This window comes from Chloroflexia bacterium SDU3-3, assembly GCA_009268125.1.
GTDB lineage: Bacteria > Chloroflexota > Chloroflexia > Chloroflexales > Roseiflexaceae > SDU3-3.
On record WBOU01000002.1, the window covers coordinates 279,899 to 306,535 of the forward strand.

The 26,637-nt window shown below is 65.9% G+C and carries 18 protein-coding genes; 13 read left to right on the top strand and 5 right to left on the bottom strand.

The window, feature by feature from the left end; all coding sequences use genetic code 11:
• The first annotated feature begins 96 nt into the window (after positions 1-96).
• Positions 97-2,634 (top strand): extracellular solute-binding protein, encoded by a 2,538-nt coding sequence (locus F8S13_04040; GenBank protein ID KAB8145014.1) that lies wholly within the window; start codon positions 97-99, stop codon positions 2,632-2,634.
• A gap of 135 nt (positions 2,635-2,769) precedes the next feature.
• Here the strand turns inward: F8S13_04040 and F8S13_04045 are convergent, their stop codons facing one another.
• A complete protein-coding gene (locus F8S13_04045) occupies positions 2,770-3,702 on the bottom strand; it encodes a LysR family transcriptional regulator (GenBank protein ID KAB8145015.1) in 933 nt (310 codons plus the stop codon).
• Positions 3,703-3,857: 155 nt separating this feature from the next.
• Between F8S13_04045 and F8S13_04050 the strand changes: the two genes are divergently transcribed.
• The 4 genes from F8S13_04050 (at position 3,858) to F8S13_04065 (ending at position 9,039) form a co-directional block, all read left to right on the top strand.
• Positions 3,858-5,057: an MFS transporter gene (locus F8S13_04050; protein ID KAB8145016.1), complete on the top strand. Its 1,200-nt coding sequence runs from the start codon at positions 3,858-3,860 to the stop codon at positions 5,055-5,057.
• 228 nt (positions 5,058-5,285) lie between these two features.
• Positions 5,286-7,064, top strand: a complete 1,779-nt coding sequence (locus F8S13_04055; protein ID KAB8145017.1) for a DUF1800 domain-containing protein — start codon at positions 5,286-5,288, stop codon at positions 7,062-7,064.
• 18 nt (positions 7,065-7,082) lie between these two features.
• Positions 7,083-8,468 carry a DUF1501 domain-containing protein gene (locus F8S13_04060; GenBank protein KAB8145018.1) on the top strand — a complete coding sequence of 462 codons (1,386 nt, stop codon included), beginning with the start codon at positions 7,083-7,085 and terminating at the stop codon, positions 8,466-8,468.
• A 136-nt stretch (positions 8,469-8,604) separates the two neighbouring features.
• The gene (locus tag F8S13_04065; protein ID KAB8145019.1) at positions 8,605-9,039 is read left to right on the top strand and encodes a hypothetical protein; all 435 of its coding nucleotides are present in this window, start codon (positions 8,605-8,607) and stop codon (positions 9,037-9,039) included.
• Positions 9,040-9,102: 63 nt separating this feature from the next.
• Here the strand turns inward: F8S13_04065 and F8S13_04070 are convergent, their stop codons facing one another.
• Together F8S13_04070 and F8S13_04075 are read right to left on the bottom strand one after the other, a co-directional pair.
• On the bottom strand, positions 9,103-10,284 hold the full coding sequence (locus F8S13_04070) for a hybrid sensor histidine kinase/response regulator (GenBank protein ID KAB8145020.1): 1,182 nt from the start codon (positions 10,282-10,284) through the stop codon (positions 9,103-9,105).
• Complete coding sequence (locus F8S13_04075; GenBank protein ID KAB8145021.1) at positions 10,277-12,883, bottom strand: HAMP domain-containing protein; 2,607 nt, start codon at positions 12,881-12,883, stop codon at positions 10,277-10,279. The genes F8S13_04070 and F8S13_04075 overlap by 8 nt, the downstream gene beginning before the upstream one ends.
• Positions 12,884-13,825: 942 nt before the next feature.
• On the opposite strand from F8S13_04075, the gene F8S13_04080 reads away from it, so the two are divergent.
• The 6 genes from F8S13_04080 (at position 13,826) to F8S13_04105 (ending at position 22,640) form a co-directional block, all read left to right on the top strand.
• Positions 13,826-14,203 carry a hypothetical protein gene (locus tag F8S13_04080; protein KAB8145022.1) on the top strand — a complete coding sequence of 126 codons (378 nt, stop codon included), beginning with the start codon at positions 13,826-13,828 and terminating at the stop codon, positions 14,201-14,203.
• 176 nt (positions 14,204-14,379) lie between these two features.
• On the top strand, positions 14,380-16,149 hold the full coding sequence (argS, locus tag F8S13_04085; protein KAB8145023.1) for an arginine--tRNA ligase: 1,770 nt from the start codon (positions 14,380-14,382) through the stop codon (positions 16,147-16,149).
• A 104-nt stretch (positions 16,150-16,253) separates the two neighbouring features.
• Positions 16,254-17,393, top strand: a complete 1,140-nt coding sequence (locus tag F8S13_04090) for a glycoside hydrolase family 5 protein (protein KAB8145024.1) — start codon at positions 16,254-16,256, stop codon at positions 17,391-17,393.
• A 67-nt stretch (positions 17,394-17,460) separates the two neighbouring features.
• The gene (locus tag F8S13_04095) at positions 17,461-18,849 is read left to right on the top strand and encodes a CHAT domain-containing protein (protein KAB8145025.1); all 1,389 of its coding nucleotides are present in this window, start codon (positions 17,461-17,463) and stop codon (positions 18,847-18,849) included.
• A gap of 233 nt (positions 18,850-19,082) precedes the next feature.
• Positions 19,083-21,065, top strand: coding sequence for an alpha-1,4-glucan--maltose-1-phosphate maltosyltransferase (locus F8S13_04100; protein ID KAB8145026.1), 1,983 nt, complete (start codon positions 19,083-19,085; stop codon positions 21,063-21,065).
• Between the two features lie 9 nt (positions 21,066-21,074).
• The gene (locus F8S13_04105; GenBank protein ID KAB8145027.1) at positions 21,075-22,640 is read left to right on the top strand and encodes a hypothetical protein; all 1,566 of its coding nucleotides are present in this window, start codon (positions 21,075-21,077) and stop codon (positions 22,638-22,640) included.
• A 73-nt stretch (positions 22,641-22,713) separates the two neighbouring features.
• Here F8S13_04105 and F8S13_04110 read toward each other — a convergent pair whose 3' ends face one another.
• Positions 22,714-23,580 (bottom strand): SMP-30/gluconolactonase/LRE family protein, encoded by an 867-nt coding sequence (locus F8S13_04110; GenBank protein ID KAB8145028.1) that lies wholly within the window; start codon positions 23,578-23,580, stop codon positions 22,714-22,716.
• 111 nt (positions 23,581-23,691) lie between these two features.
• On the opposite strand from F8S13_04110, the gene F8S13_04115 reads away from it, so the two are divergent.
• Positions 23,692-24,210, top strand: a complete 519-nt coding sequence (locus F8S13_04115) for a hypothetical protein (GenBank protein KAB8145029.1) — start codon at positions 23,692-23,694, stop codon at positions 24,208-24,210.
• Between the two features lie 487 nt (positions 24,211-24,697).
• Positions 24,698-25,567 carry an acyl-CoA desaturase gene (locus F8S13_04120; GenBank protein KAB8145030.1) on the top strand — a complete coding sequence of 290 codons (870 nt, stop codon included), beginning with the start codon at positions 24,698-24,700 and terminating at the stop codon, positions 25,565-25,567.
• Between the two features lie 59 nt (positions 25,568-25,626).
• Here F8S13_04120 and F8S13_04125 read toward each other — a convergent pair whose 3' ends face one another.
• On the bottom strand, positions 25,627-26,511 hold the full coding sequence (locus F8S13_04125) for an MBL fold metallo-hydrolase (protein KAB8145031.1): 885 nt from the start codon (positions 26,509-26,511) through the stop codon (positions 25,627-25,629).
• Positions 26,512-26,637: the final 126 nt, after the last annotated feature.

A 26,637-nucleotide genomic window follows, 5' to 3' on the forward strand; every position in this document is an offset into this window, starting at 1 on the left:
CACATCAGATTTTTATTGATTGGATTCTTAGTTAGGTGTAGAATAGGCGCGCTTGGGAAGTTGGGATGTAAAACAGGAGCTTTTTCGAGTGTAAGTATGAGAAAACATATAATATTCGCCTTCGCATCTTCGATAATTCTTTCCGCCTGCGCTTTTGGAAATGAATATGATGCGCAATCTGATATAAATAGCCAGCGAAGCGGCGCAGTGATCTCCTTCGGCACAGAAGAACCTGAGCTGTATGCGCCAATCATCGCGCGCTTCAACGCGCAGCACCCCGAGATCCATGTGCAGACTGTAGAACTGACCGATGCGTCTGGTAGCCCTCTTGAGATCGCCAAGAACATCGCTCGCGCTGCCGATGTCAGCCTAACATCTGGCTTTCAAACCAGCGAGGTGTGGGATAGCAACCTGCTGCTCGATCTGCGGCCTTTTTTTGAACCCGATGCGACATTTCAGCCCACCGACTACTACCCTGGCGTGATCGAACAGGCCAGCTACCATGGCCGCGTGTATAGCCTACCGCTCCAGATGCACGTGCCGCTGCTGCAATACAACAAACGCCTGTGGGACGAGGCAAAGCTGCCAGCGCCAGCGCCCGGCCAATCTTGGCAGGCGCTGCTCGATGCAGCGACCCAGCTGGCGCATACCCGCCCCGATGGCACCCATGTGTATGGCATTGCGGTAGGGGCAAATGGCTCTGATCTGTTTTTGGCGCTGCTAGGCGAGCAGGGCATTAATCCATATGGAGAGCAAACGCTGCCCTTCGAAAGCGACAAGGTTGCCCAGGTCCTGACCCGCGTGCGCCAGCTTGTGCGGGATGGTGTGGTCTATCCTGGCCCAGCAGGCGATGAAATATTCGACTACGACCAGCTCATCACCACGCAGCAGGTTGCTATCTGGCCAGCGCTTCACTATAACAGCACGCTGAATCATGACACTCGAACGTTTGAATTTGGCACTATGCCGATTCCCACCACATACTTCTCAGATGATATACCGCTTGAGCCGAGCCTGATCATCAGCGCAGGAACACAGCACCCGCAGGAAGCCTGGAAGCTGCTATCGTTTCTGACCCACGCGCTGCCAGAGGCAGATTATAGCGCTATCCCCCCAGCAGTGCGGGAGATTCCGGTCCGTCGCTCGCTGCTTGAGCAGCAGCAGACCTGGCAGCAGATGGAGAGCGACCCCGAGGCCCGCGCAGCGCTTCAGTTCGCGCTTGACCGCCCTTTTCCGGCGTCTTTTACCCCCTCAATAAGCCCTGGCCGCTATCACGCACTCTACAGTTTGGTGAATGGCGTTATCGAAGACAACCTGCCTATCGCCGAGGCGGCTGCGCGGGCCAAGGAAGCGGGGGCGGAGACCGATGCATCCTGGCCCACCCCGCCGCCGACCAGCGGCCCATTCACCGTGAACACGCCTATCCCCGAGACCCGCAATCCGCTTGCCGAGCGCGTGGTCTTCAGCGCGGCAGGGCTGGATTCTGCCAAGCTCCAGCCGCTGGCGCGCGCCTTCCAGGAGCAGCACGCCGACCTAGAGATCGTGCTGGACGGCAGCGCGACGCCGCCCGACTGCTTCGCCCAGCCCGCCGCGCTCGCCGACCCCGGCCAGAAGCTGCTCGACCTTCAGCCCTTCGCGGATGCCGATCAGCGCTTCCAGCAGGGCGACATTCCGGCGGCGTGGTGGTCGCCCTATCGGCGCGGCGGCACGCTCACAGGTGTGCCGCTCGCTGTCCTGGTGCGCTGGGTGGGCTATGCGCAGCCTATCGCCGCCGCGCACCCCACCGCCAAGCTTGGCGGCGACTGGTCGCTTGAGACATTGCCCGCCACCGTGGAGCAGCTTTCCCAGACCCCGGCGAAGCCCGCGATCTACGGCAGCCTCGACCCAAGCCCGAAGTACACCATCCCGTTCTTTCTGGGGCGCTTTCAGGCCAGCCTGTGGCGCACCGAGCAGGGGCGGCAGGTGCCGAACTTCACCGACCCGCAGGTGGTCAAGGCACTGCGGGCCTACATCGACTTCCTGGCGGCGGGCCAGCCCGCCAGCGCCGCGCCAGATTCGCTCGGCTCAGCGGCGATTCAGCAGCTGGTCAACGAGCAGCAGGTTGGCCTGTGGTTTGAGTTCGCGCCCATCCCCGCGCATCTGGCGGATTCGCAGATCGGGGTTGCCGCGCCGCCCTTTGGCGCGCAGGGCCTCGCCGCCGATGATTTTATCGTGCTTGGCCTGCACATCAGCGCCGAGAGCAGCCACCAGCAGGCGTGCTGGCAGTGGATCTCGTGGCTCAGCCAGCAGCGCGAGGCCCTGCCGCTGGGCCTGCTGCCCGCCCGCCGCTCGCAGGCCACCGACCCCGCCCTGGCCCAGCAGCTTGGGGCCGATACAGCGGCGCTGTTTGCGCGCTACGCCGATCTTGCCCAGCAGCCGCTTGCCAGCGCCACATCGAATCTGCTGCTCGACTCGTACCAAAGCCACTGGCTGCTCAAAGCCGTGGGCGATGCGCAGCGCGGCCAGCCGCTTGATACAGCGCTGGAGCAGGCCCAGCAGACCACGGCGGCCTATATGGAATGTCGCACTGCGGCTGAGTCAGAGGAGACATGCGCCAAGCAGGTAGACCCGCGCTTCCAGCAAGAAGATCGATGATTCTTGGCAATATCCAACACTATTTCCGGTTTTCTGATGCTATCGCCCGATAATCAATAGAACCAGCGAGAAAGGCAAAAACCTCGGCAAACGCCGAGGTTTTTGTGCTATCTGCTGTCTATCTTCGCTAGGATCTTATCCCAGCCCGCCATCCGTCGGGTACACATCCCGCACCGTCTCCAGGAACACCTCGGTCGCGGGCGAGAGGTCGCGGCCTCTGTGGCGCACCAGCATCACCGTGCGTGTCATCGCGGGGGCGTGGATGGGCCGCGCCGCCACATGCGGCCCCTGGCCCTCCGCCGCTGAGCGCGGCAGGATGGCCGCGCCCAGCCCCTCGGCGGCCAGCGCCCGCGCCGAAGTGGCCCCGCTCACCTCGCAGCTGATCTGCGGCGCGAAGCCGTGGTAGGCGCAGGCCGCCGCCACCAGCAGGCGCAGGCTGGCCCCGGCCTTGAACACGATCAGCGGCTCGCCACGCAGCGCAGCAAAGGGCACGCTGGGCATGGCAGCCAGCCGATGCGCAGGCGCGAGCGTAACCATCAGGCGCTCGCGGTAGAGCGGCGTGCAGATCAGGTCGGGGTGCTGCACGGGCGGGAACTCCACGCCCGGCTGGCCCTCGTGCTCGGCGGTGTGGATGAAGGCGATGTCCAGCAGCCCGCCCAGCACCATGGCGGTCAGCTGGTCGGTCATCTCCTCGATCAGGTGGATCTCCAGCCCTGGGTAGCGCTGGTGGAAGCGGGCGATCAGCGGCGGCAGCGTGCCCTCGGCCACCGTCTGCAGCGTGCCGATCGACACGCGCCCGCGCCGCAGCCCCGCGAAGGCCGCCATGGCGTACTCGGCGCGGTCCAGATCGGCCAGCAGGCCCTGGGCGTGGATGTAGAGCGCCTTGCCTGCCTCGGTCAGCGCCACGCGGCGGCTGGAGCGGTCGAGCAGGCGCACGCCAAGCTCGCGCTCGAGCTGGCGGATCTGCTGGGAGAGCGCGGGCTGGGCCAGGTGCAGCTCCTCGGCGGCGTGGGTGAAGTGGCGCAGCCGGGCGACGGCGGCGAAGGATCGTAGCTGGCGAATATCCATAATCAAATGATATCACAGCGATATGATCTTCATCTTTGACGTATTGATCGCGTGCCCCCATACTGAGCATATCGCATCGATTCGCGACAGATGTTCGCCCTGCCGAGCCTGTATCTCGGCGCTAGCCTGCTGCCAAGCGGCGGCAAAAGATTCTCATGGAAAACGAACCCTTCGACAAGCGCAGCATGGCCATCCTGGCGGGCAGCCATGTGATCAACGACATCAACCAAGGCGCGGTGCCCGCCCTGCTGCCCTTCCTGATCGCGCAGCGTGGCCTGAGCTACACCGCCGCCACCAGCGTGGTGCTGGCCGCCACCGTGATCTCGGCGGTGGTGCAGCCGCTGCTGGGCTACTACTCGGACAAGCGCTCGATGCCCTGGCTGCTGCCCATGGGCCTGCTGCTGGGCGCGGTGGGCCTGGCCCTGGCCGGGCTGGTGCCCAGCTACTGGATGATTATCGTCTGCGTGCTGCTGAACGGCTTCGGCGTGGCGGCCTACCACCCCGAGGGCTACCGCTTCGCCAACTACCTGGCGCGCAGCCGCCCGGCTCTGGGCATGAGCATCTTCACTGTGGGCGGGAACGTGGGCTTCGCGCTCGGCCCGCTGCTGATGGGCCTGGCGATCAGCGCGTGGGGCCTGCCCGGCACCATGGCGGTGATGCCGACCGCGCTGCTGGCCACCGGCGTGCTGCTGTGGGCTATGCCACGCTTCGCCAGGCTGCGCCCCGCGCCCCGCGCATCCAGGCAGGTGGCCGAGGCCAAGAGCGACTGGAGCGCCTTCGCCCGCGTCACCCTGGTGATCATCCTGCGCGCCTCGCTCTACTACGGCATGCTCTCGTTCGTGCCGTCGTACCTGATCCATGTGCGCGGCGTGCCGCTGGAGAGCGCGCCGTTCGCGCTCACGGTGCTCTCGATCTCGGGTGCGGTGGGCACGCTGCTGGGCGGCTTTTTGGCCGACCGCTTCGGCTACAAGCGCGTGCTGATGGTGCTGCTGGCGCTGATCACGCCCATGCTGCTGCTGTTCCTGAACGCGCCCACCCAGCTGGCCCTGCTGTGCGTGGGCCTGGTGGGCTTCGCCACGCTGGCCACCTTCACCATCGCCGTGGTGATCGGCCAGGAGTACGCGAGCGCCAACCTGGGCGTGGCCTCGGGCATCACCACCGGGCTGGCTATCGGCGTGGGCGGGGCCAGCACGCCGCTGTTTGGCCTGGTGGCCGATCACTTCGGCCTCACCGCCGTGTTCTACGTCCTAGGCGCGATGCCCATCCTCGCGTTTGTGATCGCCGCCACGCTGCCCGGCAGCAAGCGCCAGTCCCAGCCCGCCCCGCTGCCGCAGCCGGTGCCGAAGGGCGCGTAGCGGGAATCGTTAGAGCTGCTGCAAAGGCGGAGATAGCGCAAAACATGTGCGCTATCTCCGCCTTTTTGTTTCTCTTCTCGTTGTGAATATGGCTCTGGGAAGCGGTGTTTTTGGACAACGCATGATAGTAGTTTTGTGAACAGATTCAGGTACCATGGAACTATTGTGCGAACTTACACAAACAATTACGCTGAACCTATTCTTGTCGGTCATCATCAAGGAGATCCTATGGCCCTCGCGCAACGACGCTCTTTTCTTGGCTTGCCCAAAGCATCCGAGAGCTTGGCCAGCGCCGCCGTGCCCGCCCAGAACGCTCCGAGCGCCGCGCTGCCGCCGCTGGCGGTGATCGTGCTCAACCGGCTGGCCTATGGGCCGCGCCAGGGCGAGATCGATGCCTTCAACCAGCTGGGGGCCGACGACGACGCACGGCTGGCCGCGTGGGTCGGCCAGCAGCTCAGCCCCGACACGATCGACGATGCCGAGTGCCAGCAGGCGCTGAGCAACGCCCGCCTGAAGATCCGCTACGAGGCCTACACCGACTCCAGCGACTCCAGCAAGAGCTACCCCGCCCGCAACGACGCCGCCCCGCTGGGCTTCGTGCTCTCCGCCAAATCCAACGACGAGCTGACCCAGGAGCTGTGGCCGCGCTCGCAGTACAGCGTCTCGATGCACTACACCGAGCGCACCCGCCCCTTCGACGAGGTGCGGGTGGCCACCTGGATCCGGGCGGTGCAGAGCAAGCGCCAGCTCTACGAGGTGCTGGTGGACTTCTGGCACAACCACTTCAGCGTGAATGGCACCAGCGAGAGTTCGATCATGGCCACCTTCCCGGTCTACGACCGGATCATCCGCGCCAACGCGCTGGGCAACTTCCGCAGCTTCCTGGAGGCCGTCGCCAAGAGCACGGCGATGATGTACTCGCTGGATAACTACAACAACCGCGCCTCGGGCGCCGAGGGTGGGAACGAGAACTATGCCCGCGAGCTGTTCGAGCTGCACACCTTTGGCTCGGACAACTACTATAAGTTCTACGACGACCGCACCGCCATCCCCAAGCTGGATGATGGCGTGACCCCGGCAGGCTATATCGACGACGACGTGTACGAGGCCGCTTCCTGCCTGACTGGCTGGACGATCAACACCAGTAATGGCCTCTACACCTTCAACGAGAGCTACCACTACGAGGGCGTGAAGGAGGTGCTGGGCACCCTCATCCGCACCCGCGACGTGGGCGCAGAAAATGAGGCCAAGCTGGTCTTCGACATGCTGGCCAAGCACCCGAAGGTGGCCGCGTACGTGTGCAAGAAGCTCTGCCGCCGCCTGATCGCCGACGAGCCGCCCCAGGCCGCCATCGATGCGGCGGTGGCCACCTGGATGGCCAACCTGGACAACCCCAACCAGCTGCGCGAGGTGGTGCGCACCATCGTCACCTCGGCGGAGTTCGCCGCCGCGTGGGCCCAGAAGGTCAAGCGGCCCTTCGAGGCGGTGGCGGCCTACCTGCGCGCCACCGGGGCGCAGCTGCCGGTCGACCAGACCTCGTACGATGGCAAGGAGAGCGGCGGCGGCTTCTGGGGAACCATCATGTACCAGATGAATGGCACCGGCCACAAGCTGTTCGAGTGGCCGACCCCCACCGGCCACCCCGACATCGCCAGCTACTGGATCAGCTCGAACAGCACGCTGCGGCGCTGGAACCTGCCCTTCCTGCTGGTGCAGAGCTGGGGCGGCAACATCACCACGCCGGAGATCAGCGGCTGGGATCCGACGAGTGAGGCCCGCAGCGTGACCCAGATCGTGGATGCCTGGATCGCCCGCCTGTTTGGCTACGCGATCAGCGACACCGTGCGCAGCCAGGTGATCGCGTTCTTCGCGCAGGGCGGCGACGCGGCCCAGCCGCCCGCGCCCACCCCCAAGGCCCCCGACTGGGGCAAGAGCGATGGCCTCAAGCAGCGCTACCAGGCCATGATCCAGCTGCTGGCCGCCAGCCCCGAGTTCCACAGCCGCTAAACCCCTGCCCAGCGCAGGATGAGGAGCATCCTAATGTCGATCTCACGACGCCAGTTTGTCGCTGGGTGCAGCACCGCGATCACCGCGATGGCGGGCGGGCGCATCGGCGAGCTTGTGTTTGCCGCCGAGCCGCAGGGCGATGCGACCTACACCACTTACCTACCAATGGTGATGACGCCCGACCAGATCTTTGTCATGGTCTTCCTGCGCGGCGGCTGCGATAGCCTCAGCCTCGTGTCGCCCTACGACGACGCGATCTACTACGCCAAGCGCGGCGGGGCCACCGGCGACACGCTGGTGGTGAAAAGTCCGCTCGCCATCGCGCCGAACAACGCGGCGTTTGGTGCGACCAGCAGCTTCGGGCTGCACCCCAACGCCGCCCCGCTCAAGGAGCTGTATGACGCGGGCAACCTGGCGATTGTGCACGCCACCGGCCTGAACGACGACACCCGCAGCCACTTCGACGCCATGGACTACATCGAGCGCGGCACGCCGGGCAACAAGAACACTACCAGCGGCTGGCTGGCCCGCCACATCCAGCTGATCGGCGAATCCACCGCGCTGCTGCCCACCATCTCGGCGGGCAGCGCTGCCCCCAACGCCCTGCTCGACTACAGCGGCGGCGTGGTGATGACCGACCTGAACAGCTACGGCCTAAGCGGCCCATACAGCTACAACAGCACCAGCAACCCCGCCATGCTGAACGCGCTCAACGCCATGTACACCGGCAGCGGGGCGTTTGTGGGCGCTGGCCAGCGCGCGCTGGAGGTGATCAACGCCATCCAGAGCCTCAAGAACGCCAACGGCGGCAAGGATCTGACCTACACGCCCGAGGCCAACGTCACCTACGAGAGCAACACGCTCTCGAACTCGCTCAAGATGCTGGCCCAGATTATCAAGCTGAACATGGGTCTGCGCATCGCCACGGTGGACTTTGGCGGCTGGGACACCCACGACAACCAGGGCACTAACGGCAACGGCTACTACGCCCGCCAGGTCGACACGCTCTCTCGCGCGCTGCACGCCTTCTACAACGACCTGCCCAACCACCGCAACCGCGTGACGGTGGTGGTGATGAGCGAGTTCGGGCGCAGGCTAGGCAAGAACGGCGGCGGCGGCACCGACCACGGCCACGGCGGCGCGATGTTTGTGCTGGGCGGCCATGTGAACGGCGGCAAGATGTACGGCGCGTGGCCGGGGCTGGCCGACCTGGATCAGAAGCAGGATCTGAAGATCACCACCGACTACCGCGCCGTGCTGGGCGAGGTGCTGGCACAGCGGCTGGGCAACGCCCGCCTGGGCAAGGTCTTCCCCGGCCTCCAGGTCGAGTCGGGCGGCGTGCTGGGCTACAAGCGCCTGGGCATCATCCCTGGCGGCGACGCGGTGATCGACTTCTCGGCCTAGCCTGCGGCGCACGCGGCGGGGCAGGGCGCTGTGCCCTACCCCGCTGTGCTGTCTCTGGCACGGTTTTTGCCTTAGAGCTGTTCAGCTATACGTATCACCCCAGCGCCAGGCGCTGGAGACGTTGGAGGAACAAGCTATGGTCGAGCGAGAGCGTATCGTGCGCGAGGAGATTGTGGAGACGCCGGGGCAGCGGGCGGTTGCCAGCGTGGAGCACCGCACCACCACGGTGCCCTCCGAGCGCGAGCGACGGCTGGCCTCGCTGCGGCGCACGCAGCGCGTGATCTACTTTGTGGCCAGCGCGATCGCCGTGCTGATCATGCTGCGCTTCACGCTGCTGGCGATGGCTGCCAACCCCGACAATGCCTTCGCAAGCTTTGTGTACGGCCTGAGCGGACTGTTTGTCGCGCCGTTCAACACCCTGTTTGGCGAGCCGACCCTGGGCAACAGCGTGTTCGAGATATCGAGCCTGGTGGCCATTGCGGTGTACTACCTGCTTGCCTGGGCCGTGATCAAGGTGGTGACTCTGGCATCGGCCCCGCCCGACGCCACTGGCGCTGCGTACGACGCCTAGCGTTTTTCAGCATACAAAAGCGGCCCGCCTATCGTGCCGATAGGCGGGCCGCTGCGCTTTCCGCTACTCCCACTCGCGCGGTAGGAACACCTGCACCAGCGTACCCTTGCCAGGCTCACTGCGCAGCTTGATCGTGCCCCGGTGCGCATCGATCACATGCTTCACGATCGCCAGCCCCACGCCCACGCCGTTCTGGCTGCGCGACATGGAGGTGTCGAGCTGAAAGAACGGCTTGAAGATATTCTCCTGCTCGACATCGGGGATGCCGATGCCAGTATCCTTCACAAACACGATAATGCCCTTGGGCGTATCCTCCACCGTCAGCAGCACCTGGCCGCCCGCCGGGGTGAACTTGATCGCATTGTCGATGATCTGGCGCAGCGCGTGTTCCACGCCGGTGGCGTCGCCGTGGTAGAGCGTGGTGGGCTGGATCTGGGCGCGCAGCGCCACGCCGCCCTCGTTGGCTCGGTGCTCCAGCTCGCCGATCACGCGGCGCAGCACCTCGTGCACCAGGAAGGGCGTGCGTTTCACATCGGCGGACTGCACCTGCTGTAGGTAGATCAGGCTGTTCAGCTGGTCGCCCAGCAGGCGGGCGTTGCGCGTGATCACCTGGATGGCCTCCTGCTGCATCGGCTCGAAGCTGCCCAGGGTGCCGCGCTCGAACAGGTCGAGGTAGCCTAGGATGGCGGTCAGCGGCGTGCGCAGCTCGTGCGAGATCGCGGCGAGGAAGTGGTTCTTGGCCTGGTCCAGCTTCTTCAGCTCCTGGTTGGCCTCGGTCACCTCCTGGATCTGCTGCTCCAGCCGCTGCACCAGCTGCTGGCTGTACTCGCGGAGGATCTGGGTCTCCTGGGCGGGCTGCAGCGTCTCGCGCTTGCCCGTCATGAACTCCTCAAGCTGCATCGGCAGGCGGCGCGGGTCGATCGGCTTGGTCAGGTAGCCGTCGCAGCCTGCGGCCAGGGTGCGCTCGCGCGTGCCGGGCTGCGCGTCGGCGGTGAGCGCCACGATCGGCGTGCCGTGCAGGTTGGGCATGGCGCGCAGGCGCGTGGTGGTCTCATACCCATTCATGGTAGGGATGTTCATGTCCACCAGGATGAGGCTCAGCATGCGGTCGGTGGCCTTGTCGATGCCTTGGGGGCCGTCGTCGGCCAGCAGCACGCGGTAGCCGCGCGCCTCAAGCACCCGCGCCACCAGCCGCTGGTTGTCGTGGTTGTCTTCGATATAGAGGATGGTTGGCTCTTCAAGCATGTGTGCCGTCCATTATGCTGCGGGCGTCATCTTGCGCCGCCTCGTTTTGGGGGTCGTGCGGGCCAAGCTCGGGCACTGGCAGGGTGAAGGTGAAGGTGCTGCCCTGGCCCAGCTCGCTCTCGACCCAGATCTGCCCGCCCATCAGCTCGACAAACTTGCGGGTGATCGCCAGCCCCAGCCCGCTGCCGCGCGCGCCCGTGCGGCCCGCGTGCACCTGGCGGAACTCCTCGAAGATCTCGCCGAAGTGCTCGGGGGCGATGCCGATGCCGGTGTCGCGCACGCCGATGGCGATAAAGGTGCGCGGCTGCTGCGTGCCCTCGGCCATCATGGTCATGGGGCGGGCGGTGATCGCCACCGTGCCTTCGCTGGTGAATTTTACCGCATTTGAGAGCAGGTTCAGCAGCACCTGCCGGGTCTTGGCGCGGTCGGCGTAGACCCGCAGCGACTGGCTGGGCAGGCTGGCGTGGATCTTGATCGGCTTGCCCACGATCAGTCCCTGCACCGTGTCGGTGACCTCGCCCACCACCTCGCTCAGCGCGAAGCTCTCGGGGCTGATCTCCACGCGGTTGGCCTCGATCCGCGCCAGATCCAGCAGCTCGTTGATCAGGTGCAGCAGCACCCGCCCGTTCTGGTTGATCGTGCGCAGATCCTCGCGCTGCATGGATGTGATCGGGCCATCCAGCTCATCCAGCATCACGGTGGAGAAGCCGATGATCGCGTTCAGCGGGGTGCGCAGCTCGTGCGAGATCGCGGCCAGGAACTGGGTCTTCAGCTTGTCGGCCTCCTGCGCGCGCTCCATGGCGGCGCGCAGCTCGGTGGTGCGCTGGGTCACCTGCTGCTCAAGGTGGTTGTAGAGCTTGGTGTTTTCGATTGTCAGGCCCACCACGCTGGCGTAGGTCAGCAGCTGCGCCGCGTCGCGCGGGGTGATCTCGCGCTGGCTGAACTGGTAGTCGGCGGAGAGCAGGCCGATGATCACCTCGTCGTGGCCGAAGATCGGCACCTGCACATAGCTCTCGCTCTGGGCCACTTCTTGCTTGGCCTGGGGGATCTTGGGGTGCTCCCAGGGGTTGTCGATGATCACGGCCTGGCCGCTGCGCATGATGTCGGCCTCGATGGTGCTGCCCTCCAGCGACACCGGATCGTTGTTGGCGGCCTCGATGAAGTCGATGGCCTGCTGCTCGTTGCCCTTGCCAAACGAGGCGGCGATGCAGCGCAGGTAGCTGCCCTCGGCCAGGTAGAGCGCGGCGCGGTCGAAGCCCAGGTCGTCGCACACCGAGCGCGGGATCATGTCCAGCAGCTCGGGCAGCGAGACGATGGTCTTGAAGCGGTTCGAGACCTCGTTCAGCGTGGCCAGGCGGTGCAGGTTGTCCTCTAGCTCATCCACCTGCTGGCCCAGGGCCACGCTCATGCTGTTGAACGAGCGCACCAGGTCGCCGATCTCGTCGTTGCTCTCCACCGCGATCTGGTGGCTGAAGTTGCCCGCCGCCACGCGCTGCGCCCCCAGCTGCAGCCGCCGCAGCGGGCGGGTGAGCCAGAGCGTCAGCGTGGCCCCCACCACCGGCAGCGCGATCAGGCTCAGCAGCAGGATGATCGCCACCTGGTTGCGCAGGTCGTCCTGCTGGGTGGCGATGTTGCTGCCCACCGCCTTGGCAGGGCCGCTGATCGCCGACTCGGGGTAGATGATGCCCACACTCCACCCCGAGTAGTTCACGGGCGCGTAGGCCAGGTAGATGTCATCCTGGTCCACCATCAGCCGCTTGATGCCGGTCTCGCCGTTCACCATGCGGTTCACCACCGAGCGCAGGCGCGGGTCGTCGGAGTCGAGCAGGTTCTCGGTGCGGAACTGCTCGTTCCACTGCAGGTTGTCGGTGCGCATCTGCGGGGCCACCAGCACCTGTCCGTCGCTGTTCAGCAGGAACGCGCCGCCCTGCGCGCCGATGTCGGTCTGCAGCAGGTCTTGCTGGATGGTCTGCAGCAGGATGTCGAAGCCGACCACGCCGATGACCCTGCCCTCGGTGTCGTACAGCGGGGTGGCGCAGGTCGTCACCAGCTGCAGCGTGTTGGCGTCCACGTAGGTGTCGGCCCACACGGTGCCCTTCTGCGTCTTGGCGGCCTTGTACCAGGGGCGGTCGCGCGGGTCGAACGAGTAGGGCAGCTTGTCGATGATGTCCTGGTTGAAGGCGATCACGCCGCCGGTCTCGAAGGCCACGTAGCCCAGGCTGATCAGCTGGTTGCGGGCGACCATGGTGCGGATGAGCGGGGTGATCTGGCGGGCGCGGGCCACAGTCTCGGGGTAGTTGGCGAGGTTGCGCGGGGTCGCGCCGCCCGGCACCACCCACACGCGCTCACCGCCGCCCTCGGTCGGCGGCCCGGCGGCGATCAGCGTGTTGGCATAGCCCGCGACGCTCTCCACCTGCTGCTGGATGTGGTCCAGGGTGGAGTTATAGAGCTTGGCCTTGTCGGCGGCTCGCTCGGCGAGGCTGTTCTCGGTCTGGCGTCGCAGCGCATCGATCGTCGACTCTTCGGCGGTGGCGCGCGCGGTGGCCAGGCTCTGAAGGCCGAACCAGCTGACCCCCAGCAGCGGGAGCCAGGCGAGCATGAGCGCCAGTGCCAGCAGTTTTGTGCGAATGTTCAGACGCAAGCGCCAGCGCGCCACACCTGTTCTCCAGATCGTATCGGTTGTTGTTCGGGTATGGCTACATGGTATTCGGTTTGCGAAAAAGCACAAGTGGCATATATGACGTTTTTCTGACAGCGGTAGTAGTGCTTTTTTGCTAGGTGGCGGCGCGGGCGATTTTATGGCGCTGGCAGCTTGGTGGGTGGGTGCCCTACACGGGCGGCACACAGGGGCCAGCCCTCACAGGGTGTTACTTCTTGCTGTCGGTGCTGGGCTTTTTCCATAAGCGATGGCAGTCGTGTGTGTTCGACGGGTGGGTGCCCTGCGCGGGCGGCGCCTAGGGGCCAGCCCCTAGGAACCCCGCAAGGGGGCGATGCCCCTTAGCAGGTGTCACTTTTCCGGTTTGCGCTGGGCTTTTTAAATGAGCGATGGCAGTGGTAGGTGTTTAGCGGGTGGATGCCCTGCGCGGGCGGCGCCTAGGGGCTAGCCCTTAGGAACCCCACGAGGGGGCGTTGCCCCCTTCGAAACCCCCAATTTGTAGCATTCCTATGCCGAAATCAGGCATCTGGTGTTCGTGCATATGGCCATCAAAACCATAGCGGCACCTTCGCCGCATGGGCCAGGTGGATGAGATTCCCGATCTCGGGTGCTGCGTATGGCCCGGCACCCGAGATAGTGTACTTTGTTGCTTCCAGATGCCTTGCCCAAAAAAGTGACACCTGCTGAGGGCGATGCCCCCTTTGAACCCCCAATTTTGGGTGTTCCAATGCTGTTCACAGGCTGCTATCATTCGTGCATATGGCCATCAAAACACGAGCAGCACCTTCGCCGTATGGGCCGGGTGGGTTAACATTGGCCCGATCCCGATGTTTCCCTTGGCGACCCTCACGCACGGTGGTCAAAACGAGCCTCGACCGGGTCAAAATGAGCCTCGACCGGGTCAAAATGAGCCTCGACCGGGTCAAAATGAGCCTCGACCGGGTCAAAACGAACCTCGACCGGGTCAAAATGAACCTCGACCGGGTCAAAATGAACCTCGACCGGGTCAAAATGAGCCTCGACCGGGTCAAAATGAACCTCGACCGGGTCAAAATGAACCTCGACCAGGTCAGGCTGGCCTGGCGCTTGCTCCCATCGGTGATGGCGGTTGTGGCGAGATGCATGTTCTCGTTCCCTTGGCGCCTTGGAGCCTTGGTGGTAAACGGTCCTCTTGAGCCTTCGCACCCTCGTGCCTTCATGGTATTCGCCCTCCTTGCGCAGAGCGGCGCTTCCGCATATACTTGTGGCAGCAGTACGGGCTAGAGAACGACGGCTAGAGGATTCGACGGCATGCTTGTGCTTTTTCAGCGTAGCTAGGTGATGGGCGAGGCAGGCGGGTTCACCCCCGCGCCGCCCATCACCTGCTGCGCTGGAACAGAAGCCCTGCACGCGCCGTGTGCCTCTAGCCATTCTTTTTGCACCGAAAAGTGAGGATTTACGTGGATTACTCTCTAGATACATTTGCCGCCCAGGTCAAGCAGGCCATCGCCGCCACCGGGCGGGTGCCCGAGGCGCAGATCGAGGTGGTCGCGCCCAAGCCCAACATCCCCGCCGACCTGGCCTTCCCGGCCTTCCGCGCCGCCAAGGAGCTGGGCGTGAACCCGGCCCAGCTGGCCCAGGAGCTAGCCGCCGCCATCCAGATCGCCCCCGAGTCGCTGATCGGCTCGGTGAGCGCGGCTGGCCCCTTCCTCAACTTCGCGCTCAAGCCCGAGCTGTTCGCCACCAGCGTGCTGGGCGAGGTGCACAGTATGGGCAAGCGCTACGGCAGCGACGACCTAGGCAAGGGCCAGACGATCATCATCGACTACTCGTCGCCGAATATCGCCAAGACTATGCACGTGGGCCACATCCGCTCGACGATCATCGGGCAGGCGCTGCACAACATCTTCTCGGCGCTGGGCTACAACGCCCTGGGCGACAACCACCTGGGCGACTGGGGCAAGCAGTTCGGCGTGAACATCGCCGCCATCGTCAAGTGGGGCAAGCCCGAGGCCGAGGGCGAGGAGGCGATCGCCCAGATCGATAAGCTCTACGCCGAGTACAACCGGCTGCTGAAGGCGGCGCTGGAGCAGGGCGACAGCTCGTATGACGACGAGGCCCGCTCGTGGTCGCTGAAGCTGGAGCAGGGCGACCCGACCGCCCGCGAGCTGTGGCAGTGGATGGTCGACCTGACCATCCAGGCCAACCAGACCAACTACGACCGGCTGGGCGTCAGCTTCGACCATATCTTCGGCGAGAGCTTCTACGCGGGCATGACCGACGGCGTGATCCAGGAGGCGCTGGACCAGGGCGTGGCCTACCGCGACGAGGCCGGGGCCGTGGTGGTGAGCGAGCTAGAGAAGAACATGCCGACCTTCCTGCTGCAGCGCAGCGACACCGGCACGCTCTACCACACCCGCGACGCCGCCACCATCAAGTTCCGCTGGAGCGAGTTCCACCCCGCGCAGATCATCTACGTGGTGGATGCGCGGCAGGAGCTGCACTTCCGGCAGTTGTTTGCGCTGTCGCGGGCCATGGGCTACGTGCCGCCCGAGGTGGCGCTTACCCACATCAAGTTTGGCACGGTGTTCGACCAGAACGGCGATGTGCTCTCGACCCGCAAGGGCAACATGGTCTACCTGAGCGACCTGCTGAACGAGGCCCACAGCCGCGCCCGCGCCGTGGTCGATCAGGCGAGCCAGGATCTGAGCGAGGCCGAGAAGGAGAAGATCGCCGAGGCGGTGGGCATCGGCGCGGTGATCTACAACGATCTGTACCAGGATCCCCGGCGCGACATCCGGCTCGACTGGGACAAGATGCTGGCCCTGGAGGGCAACAGCGCGCCCTACATCCAGTACATGAACGCCCGCTGCCGGTCCATCCTGCGCAAGGCCGCCGAGGAAGAGGCCGGACTGGGCCGACGCTCCAGCGCCGACCAGGCCGAGTACGCCGCGCTGCTGGTGCACCCCGCCGAGCAGGCGCTGGCCAAGCAGCTGGCCAAGCTGCCCGACGCGGTGCGCGAGGCGGGCGTGCGCTACGCCACCTTCGTGATCGCCGAGTGGTGCTACGAGACGGCGCGGGCGCTGGCCGGGTTCTACCGCGACTGCTCGGTGCTGAAGGCCGAGACGCCCGAGCTGCGGGCCGCGCGGCTGTATCTGGTGGCCGCCACCGCCCAGGCCCTGGAGAACGGCCTGGGCCTGCTGGGCGTGCGCGCCCCCGAGCGGATGTAGCCTTCGGGCTGGCGGGGGGCGTGCGCACGTCCCCCGCCGCACGCGCTGTGTTCCCGCCGCTTTAGCCGCTAGGCCGCGCCCGTGGCCTGCCCAACCCCACACTTATGCCACACCGAAACGCCCCGCTGCTGTGCCTGCTGGCCGCCCTGCTGCTGGCCGCCTGTGTCGCGCAGCCCGCCGCCACCACCCCTGCGCCCCCCACCGCCACGCCTGCCGCGCCCGCCGCGCTGCCGCCCGTGGTGGCCGTGGGCCACACGCTTGAGGCGGGCGGCCAGCCGTTCGAGATGCGCGGGGTGAACTACATCCACCCCACCACCGCCGATCTGGCCACCTGCTCGGCGCTGAACTTTGGGGCCGATGCCAACTGCCCGTGGGATCTCGCGCCGATCGAGGCCGACTTCGACCACCTGCAGCGGCTGGGCGTGAACACCATCCGCGTGTTCCTCAACTACTATGTGTTCGGCGGGGCGCAGCTGGCCGACCCGAGCTATAAGATGGATTACGCGCTCGACCACCTGGATGCGCTGATCGCCGCCGCCAACGCGCGCGGCATCTACGTGATGCCGGTGCTGCTGGCCAAGTACCCGCAGGATCAGTTCGGCGCGCAGAACGCCGCGTCGGCGCTGCGCATCCACGTGCGACCGGTGGTGGAGCACCTGAAGGGGCGGCCTGGGATCATCGTGTGGGATCTGTTCAACGAGCTGGACCTGGGCGGGCCGGTGGACGAGCGCTGCTGGGACTGGGACAACGGCGACTACGCAGGCTGCCTGCCCCTGGCCGAGCAGCGGCTGGCCTTTATCAAGGTCGTCCACGACGAGGTGAAGAAGATCGACCCGGAGCGCCTCGTGACCACCAGCGTGGGCTTCGCCAAGAGCTACTTCCGCCCCGAGAAGGCCAGCATCCGCCTGGCCGATGTGGTCGATCTCTACTCCTTCCACTACTACGACGACGACCCCTACAACTCGGGCCGCTACGCCGCCCACTGGTACTACGGCAAGGGCTTCCCCGCCGACCTGCGCACCGCCGCGCAGGATCTGTACAACCTGGGGCTAGACAAGCCGCTGCTCGTCACCGAGCTGGGCTTCCCCACCGGCGAGGGCACCAAGCGCAGCACCGCCGACCTCACGCGCGACCTGCGCACCGCCAGGGCCACCGCGCGCGAGCTGCAGCTGGCCGGGCTGCTGCTCTGGCCATTTCAAAATGACCCCGATCTGCTGATCGACGATCTCTTCACACGGCGCTAGATGGCATATACAATGGGGCTGTACGTAGCACGGTCGTATTCTTCCCACTACCTAGCGAGGTAGCCCCATGCCCAGCACCTATCGCGATATCGACATCACCTTCCAGCCGCGCGAGGGCGGCAGGCTGCGCTTCCAGGCCGACTCGGACCAGGGCCAGGCCAGCGGCGAGCTGCCCGACCTAAACGCCGACAGCGAGTTCCAAGAGCTGCTGCTCGGCCTGCGCACCGACGATACCTCCGAAGATGACCTGATCACGCTCGGGAAAAAGCTCTACAGCGCGCTGTTTCAGGGCGAGATGCTGAATCTGCTCATGCGCGTCAAGGGCGCGCTGTCCGAGGATCAGGGCATCCGTCTGAAGCTGCGCACCGCCCCCGGCGACGCCGAGGTGGCCGTGCTGCCCTGGGAGTTCCTGTTCGACCCGCAGCTCGATAACCCCTTCGTGCTGCTGGGCATCTCGGTGGTGCGCTACCCGCAGGCCCCAGTGCGCACCCCCAGCCTTGAGTGTAAGCCGCCGCTGCGCCTGCTGCTCACCGGCGCGCAGCCCAGCGACATGCCCAACGCCGAGGTCGATCGCGAGCTAGATGCGGTGATCGCGGCGCTGAAGGAGCGCAAGCTGCTGGATGCGAGCCGGATCGAGGTGGTGGAGGAGCGCCACCTGACGCGGGCCACGCTTCAGCGGCGGCTGCGCGAGGGCTTCCAGATCTGGCACTTTGCGGGCCATGGCGGCTTTAGCCGCGATAAGCGCAACGGGGTGCTGTTCTTCGAGGACTCGACCGGCAGCCAGGATGCGGTGAGCGCTCGCGAGCTGGGCATCCTGATGAGCGGCGGCGGCATGCGCCTGATCGTGCTGGACGCCTGCGAGAGCGGCGCGAGGGCCTCGGCTCCCTTCCGCAGCATCTCGCCCAGCCTGATCGCCAACGGCATACCGGCTGTCATTTCCATGCAGTTCGCAGTGCCCGAGGAGTCGACCACAGCCTTCGCAGGCGAGTTCTACTACGCGCTGAGCGAGGGCCTGCCGATCGACGCCTGCGTGACCGAGGGTCGTAAGGCGGTGGTGGGCATCTCCGGCCTGCGCCGCCCCGACTGGGGCATCCCCACGGTCTACACCCGCGCCAGCGATGGCGTGCTGTTCCAGCTGCCGAAGCAGGCCGCCGCAGATGGCGCGGCGGGCGGCATCAACATGCAGGGCGCGAACGTGCAGGGCAATGTGAACATCTCCAGCGGCAACAGTACCGTGAGCGGGAACACGATCAACATCGGCACGCCGAGCGATGTGCAGCGTGAGCGAGAATCGTTGCAGCAGCAGCTTTCATTCACGCGAAGGCGCAGCAGTGAGCTACAGAAGCAGAAGGCAATTTTTGGATTTAGCGCCGATCCGTCAATCATTATCCAGCTTGAAGAGACAGAGAAAGAGATTGCCCAGCTAGAGCAGCGGCTGCGCCAGCTGAGTCTGTAGGCGGTCTCATGCAGGGCCTATGCGTTTTCCAAAAGAATAAAAGAGAAGCAAACGAATAACGCAGGAAGCAGTAGCTTAGCTCTACACAGTTTGCTTTTTGGAGTCTTGGTGGTAAGAATGTTCTTCTGAACGAAAACGCATACGCCCTAGGGTCTCATACCTCTGGCACAGCGCTTGCCTGCTTTTGTGGTAGAGTAGTAGCGGAACCCACCGAATGTGCTTGAGGTGCATCAATGACGATAGATGGTGAAGGGCGCAGCCGCGTCGTGATCGAGGGAGTCACCCCCCAGCTCGATGGCGGGGCGTTTGCGATTAAGCGTGTGGTAGGCGAGAAGGTGGTGGTCGAGGCCGACGCCTTCGCCGACGGGCACGACCTGATCGGTGTGGCCGTGCGCTACCGCGAGGCGGGCGAGCAGGAGTGGCGCGAGGCCCCCATGGCCCTGCTGGACAACGACCGCTGGCGCGGCGAGTTTACGGTGGCCAAGGTGGGGCAGGCGTCCTACTGTGTGGTCGGCTGGATGGACCACTTCCAGTCTTGGGCGCGCGACATGGCCAAGCGCATCGCCGCCGACACGGTGACGCCGGTGGACCTGGAGATCGGTGCGCGCTTGGTGGATGCCGCCGCCGCCCGCGCCCCCAAGGCCGAGGCCAAGCAGCTGAAGACCTACGCCAAGGCCCTGCGCTCCGATGCGCGCTCGATGGCGCTTGAGCCCGAGCTGGCCCGGCTGATGGCGCGCAACGCCGAGCGGCCCTTCGTCACATCCTCGCCCGAGCTGCCGATCACGGTGGACCGCGAGCGCGCCCTGTTCAGCGCGTGGTACGAGATCTTCCCGCGCAGCACCGCCACCGAGCCGGGCCGCCACGGCACCTTCAAGGATGTAGAGGCCCGGCTGCCCTACATCGCCGAGCTGGGCTTCGATGTGCTCTACCTCACGCCCATCCACCCGATCGGCGAGACCTTCCGCAAGGGCAAGGACAACAGCCCCACGGCCCAGCCCGGCGAGCCGGGCAGCCCCTACGCGGTGGGCAACGCCCAGGGTGGCCACAAGAGCATCCACCCCGAGCTTGGCACGCTGGAGGACTTCCGCAGCCTGGTGCGCGCCGCCCGCGAGCACGGGCTGGAGGTGGCGCTCGACAACGCCTTCCAGTGCTCGCCCGACCACCCTTATGTGCGCGAACACCCCGACTGGTTCTACATCCGCCCCGACGGCAGCATCCAGTACGCCGAGAACCCGCCCAAGAAGTACCAGGATGTCTACCCCTTCAACTTCGAGACGGATGATTGGCAGGCGCTCTGGCAGGAGCTGAAGAGCTACTTCGAGTTCTGGATCGCGCAGGGCGTGAAGATCTTCCGCGTGGACAACCCGCACACCAAGGCGTTCACGTTCTGGCAGTGGTGCATTGCCGAGCTGAAGCGCGAGCACCCCGACCTGATCTTCCTCTCCGAGGCCTTCACGCGGCCCAAGGTGATGTACCGCCTGGCCAAGCTGGGCTTCACCCAGTCGTACACCTACTTCACGTGGCGCACCACCAAGTGGGAGCTGCAGCAGTACCTGACCGAGCTGACCCAGAGCGAGGCGCGCGAGTTCTTCCGCCCTAACTTCTGGCCTAACACCCACGACATCCTCACGCCGCAGTTCTACGGTGCGCCGCGCTCGCTGTTCATCGCGCGCCTGGCGCTGGCCGCCACGCTCAGCGCCAGCTATGGCATCTACGGCCCGGCCTACGAGCTGCTGCTCTCCACCCCGGTGGCGGGCCGCGAGGAGTACATCGACAACGAGAAGTACGAGATCCGCGTGTGGGATCTCGATCAGCCCCATAGCCTGCGCCCGCTGATCGCGCAGCTGAACCGCATCCGCCGCGAGAACAGCGCGCTCCAGCGCAACGAGGGCATCCGCTTCCACCGCGTGGAGCTGGCCTACGCTGAGAACGATCAGCTGATCGCCTACACCAAGCAGTCCGCCGACGGCTCCAACCTGATCCTGGTGGTGGTGAACCTTGACCCGCACAGCGCCCAGGCGGGCTGGGTGCAGCTGCCGCTGGGCGAGCTGGGGCTGGCCAGCGATGGCCCGTTTTTTGCCCATGATCTGCTGCGCGATACCAGCTACACCTGGAGCGGCGAGTGGAACTATGTGGAGCTGACGACTGATCTGCCTGTGCATATCTTCCGGCTGCAGCGCGGCCCGCTGGTGCGCAATGTCGGCGACCACGTGTAGGGGGCAGAAATGACGCAACTGACATCGGCGTACGCGCTGCACGAGGCGCTGCGCCAGCCTTCGCTGGCCGAGGCGCTGCCAGCCTACATCCGCGAGCGCCGCTGGTTTGGCGGCAAGTCGCGCACGATCGCGCGCGCCCAGATCCGCGATGCGGTGCCCTTCCCTGCCAGCGCGCCGCTGGCCTACCTGTGCTTTGTGCAGATCTCCTACGCCGAGGGGCTGGATGACTGCTACCTGCTGCCGCTGGCCCGCGCCGAGGGCCTGCAGGCCGATGCGCTGCGCGAGGATATGCCCCAGGCGGTGGTGCGTTCGCAGGGCGATACCCTCGGCGCACCCGCAATCTTCGATGCGGTGTACGACCCGGCCTTCTGCCAGGCCCTGCTCGACGCTATCGGCGGTGCGGCGCGTGCGCCCGGCCTCTCGCTGGCGCTGGTGGCCGAGCCGACCAGCAGCTTCGCGCGGCTGCGCGGCCAGGGCGATCTGGCCCCGCGCATCTCCAAGGCCGAGCAGAGCAACACCTCGATTATCTACGGCGACAGGCTGATCCTGAAGCTGTTCCGCCGCATTGTGGCGGGCCAGAACCCCGATCTGGAGATCGGGCGCTACCTGACCGAGCAGGGCCAGTTTGGCCAGATCGCGCCGGTGGCGGGGGCGATCACGATCGAGGAGCAGGGCGCAGAGCCTGCGGTGCTGGGCATGCTCATGGGGTTTGTGCCCAACGTGGGCGATGCCTGGGGGCGCATGCTGGAGCTGCTGGGCGAGCTGCGGGGCCAGATCGGGCCTGGGCAGCAGCCCCCGCCCAGCGGCGACGGCGCGGCGCTCGCGCCCGAGGCCGAGCGGCTGTTCGCGCCCACCCTGGGGGCAGCGCGCACCCTGGGCCAGCGCACCGCCGAGCTGCACCTGGCCCTGGCCGCCCCCACCGACGACCCGGCCTTCGCCGCCGAGCCGTTCGGCGCGGATGTGGCCGCAGCCGATGTGGCCGCCATGCACGCCCTGGCCGACCGCGTGTTTGCCAACGCCCGCCTGTGGCTGGAGCGCCAGCCCGAGGCCGACCGCGCCGATGTGCTGGCCATCCTGGCGGGCGAGCAGGCCATCCGCGCCCGCTTCGACGCGCTGGCCAGCCGCCCGCTGACCGCGCTGCGCACCCGCGCCCACGGCGACTACCACCTGGGCCAGGTGCTGGCCCTGCCCGACGGCGACTTCGTGATTATTGACTTCGAGGGCGAGCCAGCCCGCAGCCTGGCCGAGCGCCGCGCCAAGCGCTCGCCGCTGCGCGATGTGGCCGGTATGCTGCGCTCGTTCGACTATGCCGCCGCCACCGCGCTCACCGGCGACGCCCAGCTAGAGTCTTGGGGGCGCTCGTGGTACGCCTGGGTCGCGGCAGCCTTCCTGGGCAGCTACCTGCGCACCGTGCAGGGCGCGGCCTTTATGCCGCAGCAGCAGGGCGAGTTCGACGTGCTGCTGGATGCCTTCCTGATCGAGAAGGCTGTGTATGAGCTTCAGTACGAGCTCGACAACCGCCCGGACTGGGTGCGCATCCCCGCGCAGGGCATCCTGCGGCTGGTGCAGTCCTAGGCTGTCGGGCGCAGGGTAGAAAAAAGGGCGGGATGGCTTCACTAGGCCACCCCGCCCTTTTGTATGTGTGGCGCTAGAGCAGGATGCGCGAGCGGAACTCGGGCACGCCCTGGCCTACGCCGCGCAGCACGTAGAGCGCGCCCGCGGTGGGGCCGTCCACATCCTTCTGGTTGCCGCCCGCTGTGGTCACATAGAGGTCGCGGTAGTCCGGCCCGCCGAACGAGCAGCTCGACACCTTGGGCACGGGGAAGCGGTAGCGCGCCACCTCGCTGCCATCCGGCGCGTAGCGCACCACGCAGCCGCCATCCCAGCGCGCCGACCAGATGTAGCCCTCGGCGTCCACCGTCAGCCCGTCGGGCAGCCCGCCGCCGTGCTCGGCCTTGGCGAAGGTGCGCTGGCCGCCGATCGCGCCGCTGGCCATGTCGTAGTCGAACTGGTAGACCTTCAGCGTGGTCGAGTCGGTGTAGTAGAGCTGGCTGCGGTCGGGCGCGAAGCCCAGCCCGTTGGTGCAGCCCACATCCTCCACCACCGGCGTGACCGCGCCATCCAGGTCCAGCCGGTACAGCCGCCCCTTGCGCGTGCTGGTGGGCATGGTGCCGCAGAACACCCGCCCGCTCGGGTCGGCGATGGCGTCGTTGAAGCGGCTGGTCTCCTCGCCCGCGATGCCGCCCAGCACCACCTCGCCCAGGCCGTCGCGCCAGCGCCGCACCACGCCGCGCTCGAAGAACAGCAGCAGCGAGCCATCGGACTGCAGCGTGGCCGCGCCCAGCTGCTCGGGCGACTCGAAGCACAGCTCGTGCTGGCCGGTGGCGGGCGTGTAGCGGAACAGCCTGCCGCTGGGGATGTCCACCCAGTAGACGCGCTGCTCGTCGGGGTGCCACATGGGGTTCTCGCCGGTCTCGCAGGCGTAGTCGGCGATAAGCTCGGGTTGAATTGTCATAAAAGATCGCCCCTTCAGGTCTTGCAAAATGATCAGAACATATGTATTATTCAACATAACGAGACAGAATGAACAGCGTGCACCTTAGCGAGGGGAAGGAGCGCGGATGCCATGACTGCCAACACCGTCAAGATACCACAAGCCGATGTGCTCTGGGATGTGGCCCGTGTGGCCGAGGCCGTGGCGCGCGGGGTCGATACGCCCGACGCGATCGCCAGCTACATTGGGGCCAAGGGGCCGCGCCAGGGCCACTACTACGCCCAGGCTGCCCGCATCCTGGGCTTGCTGGATGGCGAGGCCGCGCCGCACCAGCTGCGGCTCACGCCCTACGGGCGGGCCTTTGCCAGCTATAGCCGCGACAGCCAGCGCCAGGCCCTGCGCCGCCTGCTGCGCGACCGCGAGCCGACCCGCTCGGTGCTGGCGGCGCTGGCCCAGGGGCGCGCGCTCGATCTGCCCGGCGTCATCGCGGTGCTGCGCCAGATCGCCCCGCTGGCCGAGAGCACGGCCCGCCGCCGCGCCCAGACCATCGCGGCCTGGCTGGTGAGCGCCGACCTGGCCCGCTGGGCCGATGGCCGCCTGGCCTACCAGCCCACCCCGCCCCAGCACGCGCGGTTTTTCCGCACGGTGTAGCGGCGCAGCTCGCTAGCTGGCCCTGCGGGCGGCAAAATATCAGCTATTTACCATTGACATCTTTTTCGATTCGCGGTAATTCATAGGGTGTACACGGCTCTGGTGGTACAAAGCTTGCACTACCGGCCCTAAAACCCATCGCTATCGTGTAGGAGAGGAAGATGCTCTGGCTGATTTGGATCGTCATTATGCTTGCGGTGCCGGTGTTTGCAGGGATGAATGTCTGGCATCAGCTCAACCGTGAGTCGCTTGAGGTGAAAGCCGCCCAGGCGCATGCAGATGAGCGCATCTCTGCTTAGCAAGCGGTCAGGAGCAGATCGGATCGTTTGACTCTCGCAGATTGTTGGAGCAGTTGTTGATTCTCCCCAGGGCGCGCCGATCGGGCGCGCTTTTTTTTGCCCAGAACGGTGAGCAGCGCACTTCTGCAGATGCCCCGCCTTCTCTACAATGGTTGTATCTGTCGCAACCAAAGTGGAGAAACCGCAACATGGCGAAATCTGGGCTTTCTGGCGAGCGCATTGGCGTGGTGATCGGCGTGATCGCACCGCTGCTTGGCACGCTCTACGCGATTGTAGAGCTGTGGAACCGGCTAGTGACCTGGAACGATATCATTCTCATGCTGGTGCTGTATGTGCTCACTGGCGTGGGCATCACGGTCGGCTACCACCGCATGCTCACCCATCGCAGCTTCGAGCCGCACCCGGTGGTCAAGTTTCTCTTCCTAGCCTTCGGGTCGATGGCGGTGCAAGGCCCAGCCTACCAGTGGGCCGCCGTCCATATCAAGCACCACGCCCACACCGATGAGGAGGACGACCCGCACAGCCCGATCGCCGGTTTCTTCCACGCCCACGTCGGCTGGCTGTTCCTGAACGGCCTGAGCATCGCCGACGACTACGGCAAGTGGATGAAGAAAGACCGCATGGTGATGTTCTTCTCGCGCACCTTCCTGCTGTGGGTGGCGCTTGGCTACCTCATCCCCTTCCTGATCGGCGGCTGGCAGGGCCTGCTGTGGGGCGGTCTGGTGCGCACCTTCCTGAACAACCACGTGACCTGGAGCGTCAACTCGGTGTGCCACCTGTTCGGCAGCCGCATGTTTGAGACCAAGGACATGAGCCGCAACCATTGGCTGGTGGGCCTGCTGGCGTTTGGCGAGGGCTGGCACAACAACCACCACGCCTTCCCGCGCTCGGCCTTCCACGGCATGCGCTGGTATCAGTTCGATCTGTCCTCGTACATTATTATGCTGCTGGAGAAGGTGGGGCTGGTGAAGCAGGTCTGGCGGGTGCCGCAGGATCGGCTGCAGGCCCGGCTGGCGGGCGCGCCGGGGGCCACAGCGCTGGCCTCGGCAGAGGACTAGGCGCACAGTTGGCGCTGGGCGCAGGCGGGCGGGGGCTTCCCCCGCCCGCTTCTGCATGCCTAGAGCACCGGCTTCACCTCGGGCATGCGCAGGCCCGCCAGAAACGCGTCGGCGATCTCCAGATCGTCGGGCATCAGCGGGCGGCCCAGGTGCTCGGGGAGGGTACAGCGCACCATCTCGGGGTTGTCGCCTATCCGATCCACCGCCGCACCGATGCCCATCAGCTGGGCCGCATCGGCCTGGAATCGGGCGGCGGCGATCGGCTCGGGGTCGTGCCCGCCGATGTAGCACTCGGCCTGGTAGCGCAGCAGCCGGTCGAGCAGCGGGAAGAGCTGGCGGGTGGTCAGGCGCTTGGGGCCATGGTAGATGTCGTCGTAGAAGCAGTCGCCTAAAAACAGCACGCCCTCCTCGCGCACCAGCACCACGGTCGAGTCGTGGGCGTGGTCGCCGCCCACGTGGGCGAACACGCAGGTGATGCCGCCCAGATCCAGCTCGATCTCGCCCTCGAAGCCGATCTCGGGCGGCTGGATGACCAGCGCGCTGCGGTCGGGCAGCTCGGCCTTGATCATGTCGCGGCAGAACGCGATCTCGCGGCCCGCCTCCACGCGCTGGTCGAGCGCCTCGTCGCCCCAGTCGAGCCGGGCCATGGCCCGCATGATCCGCCGCGTCTCTAGGTGCGCGAAGGTGGGCAGGTTCAGCGTGGCCGCGCCGAACACGTGGTCCCAGTGCCAGTGGGTGAGCACCAGGTAGCTGGGGCTAGGAATGCCGCGCTCATCAAGGGCGGCCAGCAGCGCCTGCACGTGGGCGGGCGAGTTGCCCGCATCCACCAGCAGCGTGGCGCGCTCGCCCACCACCACGCCGAGCGCGGGGCGGTCGGTGGCCGAATCTGGCGAGAACCAGTAGACGTGGGGGGTGATCTGTTGGAGCGTCTGTTGCGTTGGCATGCTGCACCTCTAGCTGGCTACGGTCTCGCTGTGTACCGTATGTTGTAGCCAAAAAAGGGCGCTGGGTCAAGTGAAAAAGGGATGAGGAAGATTACAACTTTCGGTGGATAGGCACCCCTGGCGGGG

Bases quoted from the DNA above. Each gene is read 5' to 3' on its own strand.
- F8S13_04105 (KAB8145027.1), top strand. From the start codon at position 21,075: ATGACGCAACTGACATCGGCGTACGCGCTGCACGAGGCGCTGCGCCAG.
- F8S13_04060 (KAB8145018.1), top strand. From the start codon at position 7,083: ATGAGGAGCATCCTAATGTCGATCTCACGACGCCAGTTTGTCGCTGGG.
- F8S13_04125 (KAB8145031.1), bottom strand. From the start codon at position 26,511: ATGCCAACGCAACAGACGCTCCAACAGATCACCCCCCACGTCTACTGG.
- F8S13_04050 (KAB8145016.1), top strand. From the start codon at position 3,858: ATGGAAAACGAACCCTTCGACAAGCGCAGCATGGCCATCCTGGCGGGC.
- F8S13_04115 (KAB8145029.1), top strand. From the start codon at position 23,692: ATGACTGCCAACACCGTCAAGATACCACAAGCCGATGTGCTCTGGGAT.
- F8S13_04040 (KAB8145014.1), top strand. From the start codon at position 97: ATGAGAAAACATATAATATTCGCCTTCGCATCTTCGATAATTCTTTCC.
- F8S13_04045 (KAB8145015.1), bottom strand. From the start codon at position 3,702: ATGGATATTCGCCAGCTACGATCCTTCGCCGCCGTCGCCCGGCTGCGC.
- F8S13_04095 (KAB8145025.1), top strand. From the start codon at position 17,461: ATGCCCAGCACCTATCGCGATATCGACATCACCTTCCAGCCGCGCGAG.
- F8S13_04090 (KAB8145024.1), top strand. From the start codon at position 16,254: ATGCCACACCGAAACGCCCCGCTGCTGTGCCTGCTGGCCGCCCTGCTG.
- F8S13_04075 (KAB8145021.1), bottom strand. From the start codon at position 12,883: ATGCTCGCCTGGCTCCCGCTGCTGGGGGTCAGCTGGTTCGGCCTTCAG.
- F8S13_04100 (KAB8145026.1), top strand. From the start codon at position 19,083: ATGACGATAGATGGTGAAGGGCGCAGCCGCGTCGTGATCGAGGGAGTC.
- F8S13_04080 (KAB8145022.1), top strand. From the start codon at position 13,826: ATGAGCCTCGACCGGGTCAAAATGAGCCTCGACCGGGTCAAAATGAGC.
- F8S13_04110 (KAB8145028.1), bottom strand. From the start codon at position 23,580: ATGACAATTCAACCCGAGCTTATCGCCGACTACGCCTGCGAGACCGGC.
- F8S13_04070 (KAB8145020.1), bottom strand. From the start codon at position 10,284: ATGCTTGAAGAGCCAACCATCCTCTATATCGAAGACAACCACGACAAC.
- F8S13_04120 (KAB8145030.1), top strand. From the start codon at position 24,698: ATGGCGAAATCTGGGCTTTCTGGCGAGCGCATTGGCGTGGTGATCGGC.
- F8S13_04065 (KAB8145019.1), top strand. From the start codon at position 8,605: ATGGTCGAGCGAGAGCGTATCGTGCGCGAGGAGATTGTGGAGACGCCG.
- F8S13_04055 (KAB8145017.1), top strand. From the start codon at position 5,286: ATGGCCCTCGCGCAACGACGCTCTTTTCTTGGCTTGCCCAAAGCATCC.